Genomic DNA, 14,795 nt, shown 5'->3' with positions numbered 1-14,795 from the left:
CCGAGGTGGCGGCCGGGCCAGAGGAACTCTCCGATGAGCAACACTCCCGTACTGAAACTCCATACCGTCGCGGGCTCGCCCAACGGCCGCAAGGTCGAGGCGGTGATCGCCCACCTGGGTCTGAAGGTGGAGATCCTGCACCACGATTTTCGCGAGCTGGCCTCTCCGGCCTTCAAGGCGATCAATCCCAACGGCATGGTCCCCGTGCTGGCCGTCGAGGGCTATCGCCTCACCGAATCCAACGCGATCATGCAGTACCTGGCCGAGAAGGCCGGCGACGAGCGGCTCTATCCGCGCGACGCCCGGGGCCGCGCCGAGGTGGCTCGCTGGCAGGCCTGGGAGCTGGTCCATTTCAACCGCGCCTTCGGAGCCCTGGCCTTCGAGGCCGTCGCCAAGCCGTCCCTGAAGCTCGGCCCGGCCGATCCGGTCGCGGTCGCTGAGGCCCAGGTCGGCCTCGCCCGTTTCGCCCCGGTCCTGGAGGCGCACATGAAGGATCGCGCCTTCCTGCTCGGCGACAACCTGACCATCGCCGACTATTCCGTGGCAACCTTCGAGTCCTACCGGACGATCACGCCCTTCGACTGGTCGCCGTTCGCGGCTGTGAACGCCTATCTCGACCGCGTGCATGCGACCGAGGTGTGGCAGCGGGTCTCGACCAAGGCGGAACCCGTGGCCGTCTAGGCGGCCTGCGCCGCGTCCCGGGCCTCCAGCACAGCCTGCAGGGCGTCGAACAGCCGGCCGACCTCGATGGGCTTGGCGACGAAGCCGTCCATGCCGGCCGCGGCGTACTCCGCCACCTGGTGGGCCATGGCGTTTGCCGTGAGCGCGATGATCGGCGTCCGTAGGCGGCCCTCGGCCGCCTCGCGTGTCCGGATGATGCCGCTGGCGGTAGGGCCGTCCATCTCGGGCATCTGGACGTCCATGAGGATGACGTCCCAGGTCTCGCGGTTCCAGGCCTCTACAGCCTGGGCGCCGTTGTCGACGATGACCGGATCGATGCCGATCTGCTGCAGCAAGGTCTTCAGGACGAGCTGATTGACCGCATTGTCCTCGGCGGCCAGCACCCTCAACGGCGGGGCCTGCGCCTCGCCGTTCGAAGGTGCGGTCTCGGCGGGCGACGGCGGCGGAGCGGGCAGCGGCGCACTGTCGCCGATCCGCGCCAGGGGCAGGCTGACGACGAAGGTCGTGCCCGCGCCGGGGGCGCTGGAGGCGTCGACCACGCCGCCCATCAGGCCGGCGAGCTCGCGGCAGATGGCGAGGCCGAGGCCGGTCCCGCCATAACGGCGCGTGGTCGAGGCGTCGGCCTGCTCGAACTTCTGGAACAGGCTGGCCAGCCGCTCGGCTGGTATGCCGATGCCGGTGTCGGCCACGGTCAACCGCAGGGCGTCGCCGGCGCGGTCCACGGTGACCCTCACCTCGCCGCTCTCGGTGAACTTCAAGGCGTTGGAGACCAGATTGTAGAGAATCTGCCGCACCCGGGTGGAATCTCCGCGATACACCCCCTGGGCGGCGGGAGCGATCACCAGATCGAAGGCCAGGCCCTTCTTGCCGGCGATGGCGCTGAAGGCTGCGTGCGCCCCACGGGCGAGCTGGGCGACGTCGAACGGCGCCTCCTCCAACTCGAACTTCCCCGCCTCGATCTTCGACAGGTCCAGCACGTCGTTGAGGATGGCCAGCAGGGTCTCGCCGGACTGGCGGATCACGTCCAGCCGGTCGCGCTGACGCTCGGTCAGGCCGTCCATGGCCATGGCCTGGGCCATGCCCAGCACCCCGTTCTGCGGCGTGCGGATCTCGTGGCTCATGGTGGCGAGGAAGGTGGACTTGGCCCGGTTGGCGGTCTCGGCGTCTTCCTTGGCCTGCAGCAGCGCGCGCTCGGCGGCCTTGCGCTCTGTGATGTTCTGGAGGGCGCCGATCAAGCGGTGCGGCTGGCCGTTCTCGTCAAGGATCAGCCGGCAGGCGCCCTGCACCCAGACCTCCTTGGCGTCGTTGCGCACCACCCGATATTCCGGGCGATACGGGACGCCCTCGTTCAGGTGTCGGTCCCACTCCTGCATGACCTTGGCGCGGTCGCGCGGGTCTATGGTGCCGAAGATGTCCGCATAGAGCTCCTCGAAGATCTTCGGCTCGGAGAAGAAGGTGTCCTCGCTGCCGGTCTTGATCAATTCGCGGCGCGCCCAGTCGACCTCGTAGACGTGGAGCTCGGCGATCTCCATGGCGAGCGTCAGCCGCTCCTCGGAGCGCCTGGTCTCATCCAGGGCCTCGACCATGCTGGTGATATCCAGGCTGACGGCGACCATGCCGCCGACCTCGCCCCGCGCGTTCCACCAGGGCGCCAGTTCGATCTGGCTCCAGACGGTGCGGCCGTCGGCGGCGGCGCCCGGGAAGCGCTCGTTGCGTATGGTCCGGCCGGTCAGGCAGCGCTCGTAGCTTGCGCGGTGGTCTTTGGCCCAGGGCGACACCTCATAGAGCGAGCGCCCGATCACCTGGCTGACCTCGTAGCCGATCCGCCGCGCCCAGGCGGGATTGCAGCAGATCACCCGCAGGTCGTGGTCGGTCAGCACCACCGTCCCCGGCAGGGCGCCGAAGATCGCCCCCATGGTCGCCGACAACTCGGCGTTCTCGCGCTGGATCGTCTCGCGCGCCCGGGTCGCCTGAGCGCGGTCCCACTCGTCGGCGACGAAGTCGGCCAGATCGGCCAACCGGTTGGCCAGGCTTTGGTTGAAGGCACGCGGCTCCAACCCTGTGACGCCCAGGACGCCGGCGCAGGCTCCGTCCGCCAGCCGGATCGGCGCTCCGGCGCAGAACCGCACATGGGGCGGCCCCACCACGGAGGGCGAGTTGCAGAAGCGGGGATCGAGCCGCGTGTCGGGGATCCACAGCAGCTCCCCGCTGTCCAGGATGATGTCGAGGGCCGGGGGCCGTCCCTGAACGACCTTTCCCTCCGGGTCGCGATTGCTCCAGAAGGCGTCGCCATTGACCAGGACGATACGGGAGTCGACGGCGCCGAACAGGGTCTTGGCCAGCCGCGAGGCGCGATCGCAGACCGCCTGGGAGATATCCAGGCCGAACGGACGCACGTCTGGAGTCGCCGCCGCCTCGCCCGACATCCGCACTCCCCGTGTTTTTCTTCTCGCTGACGGAGACTTGAGCGTGGTCGAACAAGGTTAAGGTGGGATTTAGCCCGCCCCCGGGCGATCCGCGGCCTAGCGGCGCACGCCGGCTGTGGCGGCCGGCCAGGACCATCCGGCGAATTCGGAGGGATGGACGAACTCCGGCCGGAACCAGGGCCGCTCGCGCGCGTCGAAGATCGAGACCAGCCATTCCGCCACCCGCGCCACCCGCGCCGACTTCATCGCCTCGCGGTGATGGCACAGCCACAAGGTGGCCGAGGCCAACGGCGGGATGTCCAGCATGACCAGGTCGGGCTCCAGGCTGCTGATCGCCGTCGGGATGGCGCCGATCCCGGCTCCCCGCTGGATGGCGTGCAGCATGGCGGTCGAGGAATTGAGGATCAGGGCCGGCCCGGCGAGCTCGATGAAGGCCGAGGTCTTGGCGCCCCAATCGCCCCGTTCGCGAACCTGGGCGGAGTGGTAGACGAACCTGTGGCCCGCAGCCGCCTCCAAACGCGTGGGGGCCCCATACGTGTCCAGGTAGTCCTGGCTGGCGAACAGGGCGTAGTGCAGCGTCGCCAGCGGTGTGGCGGCCATCTCCGGCGCCGATGAGGCGTCGGTAAGTTGAATCGATAGGTCGACATGGGCGTCCACCGGATTCTCCGGATAGAATCCGCAGTCGATGCCCAGCCGGATGCCGGGATTTTCCTTCATGAATTCCGCGATTTCCGGCCCGACAACAAAGCCGCCGATCCCCTCCGGCGCAGCGATAGTCACCTCGCCGGCCTCGGGCCGCTCGCCGTCCAGCGCCAAGCGCTCGATCTCGACGGATGCCCGCTGCATGGTCAGGGCACGGTCGTAGACCTGCTCTCCGGCGCGGGTAAGCGTCACGCCCCGTAGGCCGCGATCGAACAGGCGGGTCCCCAGCCGAGTCTCGAGATCGTCGATGCGGCGGGTGACGGTAGGCTGGGTCGTGCGCAGGCGTCGCGCCGCCGCGCCAAAGCTGCCCGCTTGGGCCGCGGCGACGAAGGTCTTGATGTCGTCCCAGTCGGCGCGCGCGCCGTCTCGCGTATCCATCCAGATCCCCATCAGGACCGTGGCGCCCCCATTCGAAGTTCGAGGGCGCCCAGTCCGTTGCTGACGCTCTACCAAATAGGCGCTTCGCACAAGAAGGCGACCGCGATGACTGTTATCCGCGATTTCGCTGAACGAACGGTTCTAGGCCTCGCCGAACTGGGCATGGCCCTCGCCGACAAGACTCAGATCATCGCGGGCCGCGACCTGGCCGCACGGACCGTCAGCCCCCACATTGCCAGCGTCGAGACCCTTTGCCGGCTGCAGGCCTGGACCGGGTGCTCGTCCTTCGCGCTCACCGGACCTGACGGCGAACTGGCCGGCGTGATCGCCGTCTTCCCGTTGAAGCCGGCGGCGCGGGCGACCCTGGCGGCCGGCGTGCTGAACGGGATTCACCCGCAGCTCGACCTGGTGGCCCGTCCCGGCGATCCGGTCGTAGCGTGGTACGGCTGGGGCTTGGCCGGCGCCACCTGGCGCGGCCGGGCGACCGTCATGGCCGGCGCGATCAAACTGCATCGCGAGATCCATCCCGACCTCCCGCTCTACGGACGCGCCGCGACCCCCGGCGGCGAGCGCACCCTGCTCAAGCGCATCGGCGCCCATCTGGTCCCCGGGCCCGGCGGACTCGTCATGGCTCCGGCCTGGCGCAGACAGAGAAAGGCCGCTTGATGAACGCCAATGTCCGCCTGCCGCTGGAAGCGCGCGCCGCCACCGAGATCGACGAGGCCGAACTGGTGGTCGCCGTCTGCCGGACCCTGGACGACCTGATGCAGGCCCTGGCGGTGCGGACGCTGGTCTATATGGGCGAGCAGGCCTGCCCGTATCACGAGGAGTATGACGGCAACGACTTCGCCGGCGCGACCCACCTTGTCCTGCGCCGGAACGGAGAGCCGATCGGGACCCTGCGCATCCGTTGGTTCGCCGATTTCGCCAAGGTGGAGCGGGTGGCGGTACGGCGCGAATACCGGCGCGGCCGAGCGACACTGATGCTGATCCTGGCCGCCAAGCGGCTCGCCGAGAAGAAGAACTACCGCAAGATCCTCGGCTACGGCCAGGTGCGCCTGATCCCGTTCTGGGAACAGTATTTCAACGCCAAGATCCGCGAGGATCGCCGCAGCTTCGTGGTGTCCGACCACGACTATGTCGAGATGATCGTCGAAGGCGTGCCGCCGCCCGACGCCCTGACCCTCGACAGCCCCGCCCTGGAGCTCCTGCGTCCGGAGGGCGCCTGGGACCAATCCGGCGTGCTGGACCGCTCGACCGCGCGTCCCGCGGCCAATTTCGGGGCGCTCGCCTAATGAGGTGCGGTCCCTCCGTCCTCGTCTGCCTGGACCTGCAGCGCGGCCGAGTAACCGCCGGAGCCGGTTGCGAAGGCGCCGAGCGCGCCATCGAGGCCTGCCGCCGGGTGCTGGACCAGGCCCGTCGCCGGCGCTGGCCGGTGCTGCACGTCCATCGCCGCGAGGCGACGCTGGAGGCCGGTCGGCCCATCGCGGGCCTGGAACCCCTGCCCAGCGAGCCAGTCTATCTGCGCAACGGCCCGTCGGCCTTTTCGCACCGCGGCTTCAGCCAGGCGGTGGGCGCCTATGGCGGACCGCTGGCGCTGATCGGGTTTTCCCTGTGCGACAGCGTGCTGGCCACCGCCTTCGCCGCCGTCGACCGGGACCTGTCGGTCGAGGTGGTGCGCGACGCCGTGGCGCTGGGCGCCCGCGACGAACTCGCCCTGCGCCAGGCCATGGCCGCGCCGCTCGCATCCCTGTCGCCGATGGCGCGCATCGTTGATTCCCACGAACTTTTTGCAGAGGACGCCGGGGCGCTCGCCGCGGCCAACGCCCCATGACCCTCAAGACTCCCTTCGAGACTCGCGGCCGCCCCATCGGTCCGCAACCGCTTCGCGGCGACGCCAGGCCGCGGTCCGACGAGACCGAGCAGTTGTTGCAGATGGCCAGCCTGCTGGGCCCGCGCGACCTGGCCGCCCTGTCGTGCATCATCCATCGGGCCGGCGAGATATGCGAGAGTCACGGCGAGGAAACGGCCCTCGCGGTCCTCGATCAGATCGGCGCCATCCTTCAGGATCGCGCCCCGAACGCTTGAATTCCCTCAATAAGCGAATATTAACCCTGCACTGCGGCGCAACGTCCACTTCACCATAAAGATGTGGCGGCCTAGCTTGCCGCCGTGTCAAATAACAGTGTGCGCAAAGTGCAGCGCCGCGATGAGGACGTTTCGGTGAACGAGAACGGCGAAGACCAAGGCCCAGACCCGATCGATGTGGCGGTGGGTCACCGTATTCGGGTTCGACGCAAATGGCTGGGCATCTCGCAGTCGACCCTGGCCGACCATCTGGGGGTCAGCTTCCAGCAGGTCCAGAAGTACGAGCGCGGCGCGAACCGCGTCTCGGCTTCGATGCTGGTGAAGATCGCCCAGAAGCTGGACACGTCGGTCGGCGAACTGGTCGGCGAGACCGCCAGCTCACAGGGGGACGAGAGCCTGTTCGAGAAGCTGGCCGTGCCTGGTGCGGTGCAACTGCTCGAAGCCTTCGCCAGCGTCCAGCAACCGGCCCTGCGCACCGCCATCCTCAACCTGACCCGCTCGCTGATCGAAGAAACCGACGACGGCGCGGCCACGGTGCGCCGCGCCCGCTAGCCCGGGGCCGAAGCGGGGGCCGCGAAGGCCAGGTGGTGTAGGACCACGCCCGCCGTCACCGCGACGTTCAGGCTATCGAAGCCGTCCGCCATGGGGATCCGCACGGTCCTGGCGCGCGCCAGCAGCGCTTCCGAAAGGCCAGCCCCCTCCGCGCCCAACACCACCGCGGCCCGGAGCGGCCGCGAGAGCTGCGCCAAGGTCGTCGCTCCGCGCGGGCTGAGCGCCACGGCCTCGAACCCCTGCCCTTCCAGCAACCCCAGCAGGTCCACACCCGGAGCCAGCCTCGCAAAGGGCGTGGTCAGGGCCGCGCCCACCGAAACCCGGATGGCTTTGCGGTAGAGCGGATCGCAGCAGTCGGCGTCCAGCAGCACGGCGTCCGCGCCGAAGGCCGCGGCGTTGCGGAACAGCCCGCCCATATTGTCGTGGTTGGCGATGGCGCTCAGCACCAGGACCAGGGCGCGCTCCGGCAAGCCGGCCAGCAGTTCGGCCGGGTCGGGCTCGGCCCCCCGGGTCCCGAGCGCCAGGATGCCGCGATGGATCGGGAAACCGACCACCGCGTCCATCACCGCCTGGCCGGCGGCGTAGATCGGGACGTCGCCGGGGATAGTGGCCAGGATCTCCGACAGGCCCGCCAATCGCTTCTCCGCGATCAGTAGCGACGCGGGCCGGTGCAGGCGCGAGCGCGCCAGCATCCGCAGCACAACCTCGCCCTCGGCGACGAACAGCCCCTGGCGGCCGACCAGATCGCGCTCGCGCACGTCGCGATAGGCGGCGACCCGCGGGTCGTCCGGATCATCGATGGGGACGACTTGGGCTACCAGATCTTCACCCGATCGGCCGGCGCCAGATAGAGGCCCTGCCCCGGCTTGACGTCGAATGCGCCGTACCAGGGGTCCTGGTTGCGCACGGTCTGGGCGCGGTACATGCCCGGCGAATGGACACCCGTGAGCACCGCCCGCCGCAGGGCGGCTTCCCGGTACTTGGAGCGGTAGTTCTGCGCCCAGCCGAAATAGAACCGCTGGTCAGCCGTGAATCCGTCGATCACCGGGGCCGGCGCGCCCTTCAGCGACAGGTGATAGGCGTCATAGGCCGTGGCCAGGCCGGCGAGGTCGGCGATGTTCTCGCCCAGGACCTGCTCGCCGTTGAGATGCAGGCCGGGCAGCGGCTCATAGGTGCTGTACTGCCGGGCCAGCGCCGCGCCCCGCGCCTTGAACTGGGCCATGTCGGCCGGCGTCCACCAGTTCTTCAGATTGCCCCTGGGGTCGAACAGGGCGCCGATATCGTCGAAACCATGCACGATCTCGTGGCCGATCACCCCGCCGATCGCGCCGTAGTTCACCGCGGCGTCCGCGTTCGGATCGAAGAAGGTCGGCTCCAGGATCGCGGCCGGGAAGATGATCATGTTCTGCATGGGCATGTTCAGCGCGTTGACGTCCTGAGGCAGCAGGAACCATTCGTCGCGGTCGACAGGCTTCCCGAGCTTGGCGACATTGCGCCGGTACTCGAAGAGGCTGCCTCGCTCCCAGTTGCCATAGGCGTCGCCGCGCACGATCCGTAGGCCCGAATAGTCCCGCCACTTGTCGGGATAGCCGACGCCCACCTTGAAATTGGCCAGTTTCTCCTTGGCCCTAGCCTTGGTCTGCGGGCTCATCCAGTCCAGCCGATCGACGCGCGCGTCGAAGGCGACGAGCAGGTTCTTCACCATGTCCTGCACCTGCGCCTTGGCGTCCGGCGAGAAGTGCCGCTCGGCGTAGAGCTTCCCCACCGCCTCGCCCAGGGCAAGGCTGGTGTTGTCCACCCCGCGCTTCCAGCGCTCGCGCTGTTGAGGCGTGCCCGAGAGCGCCGTGCCGTTGAAAGCGAAATGCTCGTCGACGAGGGCTTGGCCCGTCAACGGAGCGCCCCGCTCCACCGCGTGGAAGGCCAAGTAGTCCTTCCAAGCCGCGATCGGCTGATCGCCGACGAGCTTGGCGAGGCCGGCGATGGCGCTCGCCTGCCAGGCGCCGAAGCGCGGCTGGTCGGCCAGGCCCGCGGCGGTGAGATAGGCGGTCCAGTCGAGGCCCGGCGCCCTCGTGGCGAGCTCGGCCCGCGTCCAAACGGTGTTTGCCTTGGCCACGTCCGAGGTGGCGTCCACGGTCCAGTGCGCCTTGGCGATGGCGGTCTCCAGGGCCAGGACCCGCGCCGCGCGGCGGGGCGCGTCGTCATAGCCCGCCAGGGTCAGCATCTTGGCGATGTGGTCCTGGTACCCGGCCCGCAGGTCCTTGAAGCGCGGCGTGTCGCCCAGATAGTACTCGCGGTCCGGCATCCACAGGCCACCCTGCATCAGATAGGGCCGGTACATAGAGGTGTCGTTCATGTCCTCGGCGACCCACAGACCGAACAGCCGGTCGGTCTGGAGGTCGGTGGCGTTCAGCGCGTCAACGTCGGCGCGCAGGCCCGCGCCCAGCTCGCGCGAGAGGTCGGCGCGGGTCTTGATGGCCGCGATCCGGTCGAGCTCCGGTTTCAGCGGCTCGAGGCCCGCGGCCTCGATGGCCGCCTGGTCCATGAAGCTCGCATAGTAGTCGCCGATCATGCGGGCCTCGGAGCCTTCGGCCCCCGGCGCCTTAGCGGCGTCCTCGATGATCGCCCGGGTCCGCACCCCGGCGATCTCGGTGAGGATGCCGAAGGTGTTGTAGCTGCCGCGGTCGGCGGGGATTTCGGTGGTCTTGGCCCAGGTCCCGTTGGCGTGCTCGAAGAAGTCGTCGCCGGGGGCGACGGCCTTGTCCATGCCGGCCACGTCGAAGCCGAAGGTCCCGAATTTCGGCTGCGGCCTGGGCGCCTCGGCGACCGGGGCCGGAGCGGACTGGGCGGGAGGGGCCGGCGCGGGGGCGGTGGCGCAGGCGGCGAGCAGGACGGGGGCGCAGGCCCCCAGCAGGACGGACTTCCAAGTGTTCATTGCGGGCTCCCAGGCGCGGCGCTCTCGGGCGCCGGCGGCGTTTGGGGCCTTTCATACACCGCGCGCGGGCGGTGGCGCGGGGCAGCGGATTAAACTTCCGTCATGTCAGGCGCCCGTCAGCGCCGTACGTCCAGGCTGTCGCTGGCGACCAGGGCCTCGACCTCGGCGCGGGTGGCCAGGTTGAAGTCGCCGGGCGTGGCGTGCTTTAGGGCCGCGGCGGCGATGGCGAACTCCACCCCCGCCCCGTCGTCCAGCCCGGCCAGCAGACCGTGCAGGATGCCCGCGGCGAAGGCGTCGCCCCCGCCGATCCGGTCGATGATGGGGTTGAGCGGCCGGCTCTCGGTGCGCCAGGTCCGCTCACGGGTGAAGACAAGTCCCGAGATGTCGTGGTGGTTGACGGTGTGCTGCACCCGGTCGGTGCAGGCCATCCGCTGCAGTTTGGGAAAGGCTTCGAAGGCCGCGCTGGCCGCCCGGCGGCGCAGGTCGCCCGTGCTCTCCCCCGGTTGGGCGGCGGCGAACCGGGAGCCCAACACCAGGGCGATGTCGCGGTGGTCTCCGAACACCAGGTCGGCGTGGCTCAGCATCTCGCCCAGGATGGCCGGCGCGTCGCCGTTCCAGGCCTGCCACAGGCTTGCCCGGTAGTTACAGTCCATGGAGACCTTGACCCCCAACCGGTGGGCGACCCGCACCGCGGCGATGGCGGCGTCCGCCGTGTGCTGGCCGATGGCCGCCGTGACGCCCGAGACGTGCAGCCACTCGGCCCCGGCGAGGGCCACATCCCAGTCGAGGCTTCCCGCGCCCAGGGCGAAGGCCGAACCGGCGCGGTCGTAGAGCACGTGCGAAGCGCGCTGGGCGGCGCCCGGGGTCAGGAAATAGAGCCCCTGGCGACCCGGTGTCACCGCCACCCGCGAGACGTCGACCCCGTAGCGGCGCAACTCATCGATCCCGGCCCGGCCCAGGGCATTGTCCGGGGCGACCGAGAGCATGGCCGCCTCATGGCCCAGCCTGGCTAGCGACACCGCCACATTGGTCTCGGCCCCGCCGAAGCAGACCTTCAGGGCGGGCGACTGGAGCAGAAGCTCGGTGTCCGGCGCCGACAGCCGGATGAGGATTTCCCCGAAACAGACGACGCGACCCACGCAGCGATCTCCTTGAACAAGGCGGCGCGCCGGTGGCCCCGGCGCGCCGATACAGTGGTCTTCTTGGGGAGAAGGCGCCTAGTAGGTGTAACGGACCCCGACCAGGAACTCACGGCCGGTGTGGTGATAGAATGAGAGCCGATCGGTCTGGTCGTTGAACTGATCCTGGAACTCGTCGGTGAGGTTCACGCCCTCGACGGTGAATTTCAGGTTGTCGTTCCAAGTGTAGGTGAACGAGGCGTCGACATTGAAGGTCTCGTTGGTTCCGTCGAAGGTGGTGCCGGCCTCGGCGCCGGGCACGCGGGTCAGGTAGCGGCTGCGATAGCTGGCCGAGACCCGCGCGCTGACCTTCTCGTCCTCATAGTAGAGCGTGGCGTTGTAGGCCTTGCGCGACAGGCCGGTGATGTCGTTGGTCGCCACCACCGCGCCGGCGGCGTTCAGGTAGTCGATGGACGATTTCACATAGGTGTAGTTGGCCAGGACCCCGAGATTGGCCAGCAGTCCCGGCAGGAAGCTCAGCGGCTGCTGGAAGCTGATCTCGTAGCCCTCGAGGTCGCCGCCGGGAGTGTTGCGCGGGGTCGAGAACTGCCAGAGCGCGGCGGGACTGCAGCCGGGCGTGGAGCCGCAGGCGGCGGTCGCCACACTGTCGGGGATGCCGAACGGATTGCCGGTGAAGGGAATTCCGGTCGACAGCGTCTGGACGAAGCTGTCGACCTTCTTCTTGAACAGCGCGACGCTGATCAGCGCCTCGGGCTGATAGTACCATTCGAACGACAGGTCATAGGCGTCGGCCCGGAACGGATCAAGATTGGGGTTGCCGGCGGTGACCGAGCGGGTGGTGCCCGAGACGCTGACCGTGGCGCCCGGCGTCAGGTTGCCCAGGTCGGGCCGCGACATGGTCTGGGCCGCGCCGAACCGGATCAGCAGGTTCTCGATCGGCTCCAGCACCGCGTTCAGCGACGGCAGGGTGTCCTCATAGGTGCGGTCTACGGTGATCGGCACCGCCGCGCCCGACAGGAAGGTGTATCCCGAGGCGCTCTGCTGCGTCTGGACATGGCGGACCCCGATATTGCCGCGGAACGGCATGCCGGCGATCTCGGTCGACCAGTCGACCTGGACAAAGCCACCCTTGTCCTCCTCCGACACCCCGCGATTGTTGCCGAGCGCTGGTTCGCGGCCCAGCCGCCAGGCGCCGCCGAAGGCCGTGGGGTCGTTAAGGTTGAAAGCGGTCGCCGCGGCGAAATAGCTGGGCGACACCCATGAGGTCACCGTGCCGGCCGGCGCGCCCAGCCCGCTGGTCGGCAGGTTGACGGTCTTGGCGTAGCTGGAGAGCGCGATCGCCGCCACGCCCGCCGGGATCACCGGCTCCTGGTTGGCGCTGGTGCCGTTGGAACGGCGTAGTTCGGTGCTTTCGAACTCGTAGCTCTTCCAGTTCAGGCCGGCCGAGAACTTGAAGATCTCGATGGGCTCGAACTCCACCTCGGCCTGGACGGTGTCGTAGACATTGCTGGCGGTCTGGGGACGCATGCGCACCTGGGTCAGGGTCCAGGCGCTGGCGTCGGTCAGGTTGGCGTTGCCATAGGTCAGCAGCGGCGCCCGCCCCTGGCTGTAGTCGTAGCGGTAACCGTCGACGTTGAACTGGTCCCAGATGATCGTGGTCTGGACCGGGTTGTCGTGGTCGGACTTCGAATGGCCGGCCAGGGCGTGGATGCGCAGGTTGTCCGAGAACTCGTGGGTGAAGTCGAGCGAGTACTGGGTGAAGGTGGTGGTCAGCTCGTCGTAGCGGTCCTCGACCCGCAGATCGACATCGTTGAACGTGCCCGCCACCAGGGTGTTGTTGGCGTCGATGGTCGAGGCCGTGACATTGGTGTCGGCGATGCCGCAGCTGGTCGCCACATTGGCTGCGGTGCAGGCGCCGTTGACGCTGAACGAGGGTACTTCCAGGAACTGCTCCTCGCGGTTCCCGTCCAGCTTGGCGTAGAGCAGATCGAAGGTGAGTTCGGTCCGATCGCTCGGCTTCCATTGCAGGGCCAGGGTGGCGCCCAGCCGGTCCTGTTCCTGGTCGTAGCGATCGTAGCGCGGGATTCGGGGGTGATAGGCGGCATTCACCGCCGCGGCCGCCGGGTTGGCGGTGGCCGGCAGGCCCGCGGCGTTCGGCAGGGCGTCGAAGCCCGGCGCGACGTTGGTTCCCCGCGCCCAGCGCACTGTGGATGTGCCGACGTCCAGCAGGGTGCGCTTGTTGTAGGCCACCGACAGCAGGGCGCCGAGGGTGTTGTCGGCCCACGCGTTGGAGATCATCGCAGCCATGCGCGGCGAGGTTTTCTCTGACAGGCCGTTGTAAGAGGCCTGGGCGGAGGCGGCGAACTTGAAACCATCATAGTCCAGCGGCCGTGCCGTGCGCAGGTCGACCGTGGCGCCCAGCGAGCCCTCTTCGGTCTGGGCCGAGGCGGTCTTCTGCACGGTGATCGAACTGAACAGGTCGGAGGCGAAAATGTTGAAGTCGAAGCTGCGGCCACGATTGGTCCCGCCCGAGGCGTCGGTGCCGCCGGCTGTGGTCAGGGCCTCCATGCCGTTGATGCGCACGCGGGTGAATTGAGGGCTCAGGCCCCGCACGGTGATCTGTCGGCCCTCCCCGGCGTCGCGGGCCAGCGCCACCCCGGAAATCCGCTGGATGGACTCCGACAGGTTCAGGTCGGGGAACTTGCCGATGTCCTCGGCCAGAATGGTGTCGGCGGCGACGGAAGAGTCGCGCTTGAGATTCAGCGCCTGCTGCAGGCTGCCGCGGAAGCCGGTGACCACCACCTCCTCGACTTCGGAGGTCGCGTCCTGCGCGGCGGCGGGCGTGGCCAGACTAAGCGCCGTCAGAGAAGCGCCGGCCAGCAGCCAGCGCGACATCGTCCAAGTCCGACCCATGGCATCCTCCCTCGAAGGCCCGCCGATCTCGCCGACTTACGGCATATCGGATCGACGTATCCCTGATCGTTACATATATGACACCGGTGTCATTGCGAAACAGAGCATCTGACACCGGTATCATCGCGAGCTAGCCACGAATCCGTCACACCTGCAATACCACTCGCCCGCTTGTTGGGCACGAGACGCCCAAACTGTGACCAGGACGCCGCGGTGGGCCGTTGAACCCAGGTCGTCCGCTGCTAAGCTTGTCCGGTGAAACGCCCGGCGATCATCCTGCTGAACGGATCTTCCAGCGCCGGGAGGAGCGCCCTCGCCCGCTCCCTGCAGAAGCGCCTGAAGCCGCAGCCGGTGATCGTGAGCCTCGACGCCTTCGTCTTCGGCCTGATGCCGCCCAGTTGGCACAACACGCCCCACGGGACCTATTTCACACACGAGGCCGACGGCACGACACCCCTCCACCTGGGCCCCGGCGCCCAGGCCATGGTCCGGGCCTTCCACAAGTCGGTCGCGGCCCTGGCCGACTGCGGCCTCTCGGTGATCGTTGACGACGTGCTGTTTGAGCCATGGCTGCTGGCGGATTGGCTGGAGGCCGCCCGTGACCGCGAGGTATTCTTCGTCGGGGTCCGCTGCGACCTTGCCGAGGCCGAGCGACGGGAAATCGCCCGCGGCGACCGCCAGCCCGGCCAGGTGCGCAGCCAGTTCGGCCTGGTCCACGCGCACGGCGACTATGACTTCAGCGTCGACACCACGAACACCACACCCCGCGCCTGCGCGGAGCAGGTCGTGGCGGCCCTCGCGGCCCGAAGCGGCCCCTCGGCCTTCGAGCGGCTACGGGGCCCCTAGATCCTCCCCTTCTGGGGGAGCAACCATGTTCAAGTTGCGGGTTGTTTGACCCATGGCTGGCCGCGTCCGAGGACGAGGTTGGCGGCCTCGATGAGTTTTCGCATGACCGCGACGATGGCGAGCTTGGCGGGTTTGCCA

Annotated in this window: 13 protein-coding genes; 7 read left to right on the top strand and 6 right to left on the bottom strand. The window is 68.7% G+C overall.

Features of this window, described 5'->3' with window-relative positions; all coding sequences use genetic code 11:
* Positions 1-33: 33 nt before the first annotated feature.
* Positions 34-681 (top strand): glutathione S-transferase family protein, encoded by a 648-nt coding sequence (locus Q8Q88_RS20510; protein ID WP_305677044.1) that lies wholly within the window; start codon positions 34-36, stop codon positions 679-681.
* On the opposite strand, the gene Q8Q88_RS20505 is transcribed toward Q8Q88_RS20510, so the two are convergent.
* Both Q8Q88_RS20505 and Q8Q88_RS20500 read right to left on the bottom strand, forming a co-directional pair.
* Positions 678-3,107 carry an ATP-binding protein gene (locus tag Q8Q88_RS20505; protein WP_305677043.1) on the bottom strand — a complete coding sequence of 810 codons (2,430 nt, stop codon included), beginning with the start codon at positions 3,105-3,107 and terminating at the stop codon, positions 678-680. The two genes, Q8Q88_RS20510 and Q8Q88_RS20505, sit on opposite strands and share 4 nt — an antisense overlap.
* A gap of 96 nt (positions 3,108-3,203) precedes the next feature.
* The gene (locus Q8Q88_RS20500) at positions 3,204-4,187 is read right to left on the bottom strand and encodes a LysR family transcriptional regulator (RefSeq protein ID WP_305677042.1); all 984 of its coding nucleotides are present in this window, start codon (positions 4,185-4,187) and stop codon (positions 3,204-3,206) included.
* Between the two features lie 105 nt (positions 4,188-4,292).
* Here Q8Q88_RS20500 and Q8Q88_RS20495 point away from each other — a divergent pair, with 105 nt between their 5' ends.
* The 5 genes from Q8Q88_RS20495 (at position 4,293) to Q8Q88_RS20475 (ending at position 6,827) form a co-directional block, all read left to right on the top strand.
* Positions 4,293-4,853, top strand: coding sequence for a hypothetical protein (locus Q8Q88_RS20495; protein ID WP_305677041.1), 561 nt, complete (start codon positions 4,293-4,295; stop codon positions 4,851-4,853).
* Positions 4,853-5,482: a GNAT family N-acetyltransferase gene (locus Q8Q88_RS20490; RefSeq protein WP_305677040.1), complete on the top strand. Its 630-nt coding sequence runs from the start codon at positions 4,853-4,855 to the stop codon at positions 5,480-5,482. The genes Q8Q88_RS20495 and Q8Q88_RS20490 overlap by 1 nt, the downstream gene beginning before the upstream one ends.
* The gene (locus tag Q8Q88_RS20485; protein WP_305677039.1) at positions 5,482-6,021 is read left to right on the top strand and encodes an isochorismatase family protein; all 540 of its coding nucleotides are present in this window, start codon (positions 5,482-5,484) and stop codon (positions 6,019-6,021) included. Before Q8Q88_RS20490 ends, Q8Q88_RS20485 begins: the two co-directional genes overlap by 1 nt.
* A complete protein-coding gene (locus Q8Q88_RS20480) occupies positions 6,018-6,275 on the top strand; it encodes a hypothetical protein (protein WP_305677038.1) in 258 nt (85 codons plus the stop codon). The genes Q8Q88_RS20485 and Q8Q88_RS20480 overlap by 4 nt, the downstream gene beginning before the upstream one ends.
* Before the next feature lie 99 nt (positions 6,276-6,374).
* Positions 6,375-6,827 (top strand): helix-turn-helix domain-containing protein, encoded by a 453-nt coding sequence (locus Q8Q88_RS20475; protein ID WP_305677037.1) that lies wholly within the window; start codon positions 6,375-6,377, stop codon positions 6,825-6,827.
* On the opposite strand, the gene Q8Q88_RS20470 is transcribed toward Q8Q88_RS20475, so the two are convergent.
* The 4 genes from Q8Q88_RS20470 to Q8Q88_RS20455 form a co-directional block, all read right to left on the bottom strand.
* Entirely contained in the window at positions 6,824-7,585 is a 762-nt protein-coding gene (locus Q8Q88_RS20470) for an RNA methyltransferase (protein ID WP_305677036.1), read from the bottom strand. The two genes, Q8Q88_RS20475 and Q8Q88_RS20470, sit on opposite strands and share 4 nt — an antisense overlap.
* Before the next feature lie 56 nt (positions 7,586-7,641).
* Complete coding sequence (locus Q8Q88_RS20465; protein WP_305677035.1) at positions 7,642-9,759, bottom strand: M13 family metallopeptidase; 2,118 nt, start codon at positions 9,757-9,759, stop codon at positions 7,642-7,644.
* A 116-nt stretch (positions 9,760-9,875) separates the two neighbouring features.
* Entirely contained in the window at positions 9,876-10,898 is a 1,023-nt protein-coding gene (locus tag Q8Q88_RS20460; RefSeq protein ID WP_305677034.1) for a sugar kinase, read from the bottom strand.
* A gap of 78 nt (positions 10,899-10,976) precedes the next feature.
* Positions 10,977-13,811, bottom strand: a complete 2,835-nt coding sequence (locus tag Q8Q88_RS20455; protein ID WP_305677033.1) for a TonB-dependent receptor — start codon at positions 13,809-13,811, stop codon at positions 10,977-10,979.
* A gap of 255 nt (positions 13,812-14,066) precedes the next feature.
* Here Q8Q88_RS20455 and Q8Q88_RS20450 point away from each other — a divergent pair, with 255 nt between their 5' ends.
* The gene (locus tag Q8Q88_RS20450) at positions 14,067-14,657 is read left to right on the top strand and encodes a chloramphenicol phosphotransferase CPT family protein (protein WP_305677032.1); all 591 of its coding nucleotides are present in this window, start codon (positions 14,067-14,069) and stop codon (positions 14,655-14,657) included.
* Positions 14,658-14,795 lie beyond the last annotated feature (138 nt).

Origin of the sequence: Phenylobacterium sp., assembly GCF_030697925.1 — a bacterium.
GTDB lineage: Bacteria > Pseudomonadota > Alphaproteobacteria > Caulobacterales > Caulobacteraceae > Phenylobacterium.
The sequence above is the reverse complement of the archived record's forward strand: the minus strand, read 5'-3'. Positions and strand labels throughout refer to the sequence as shown.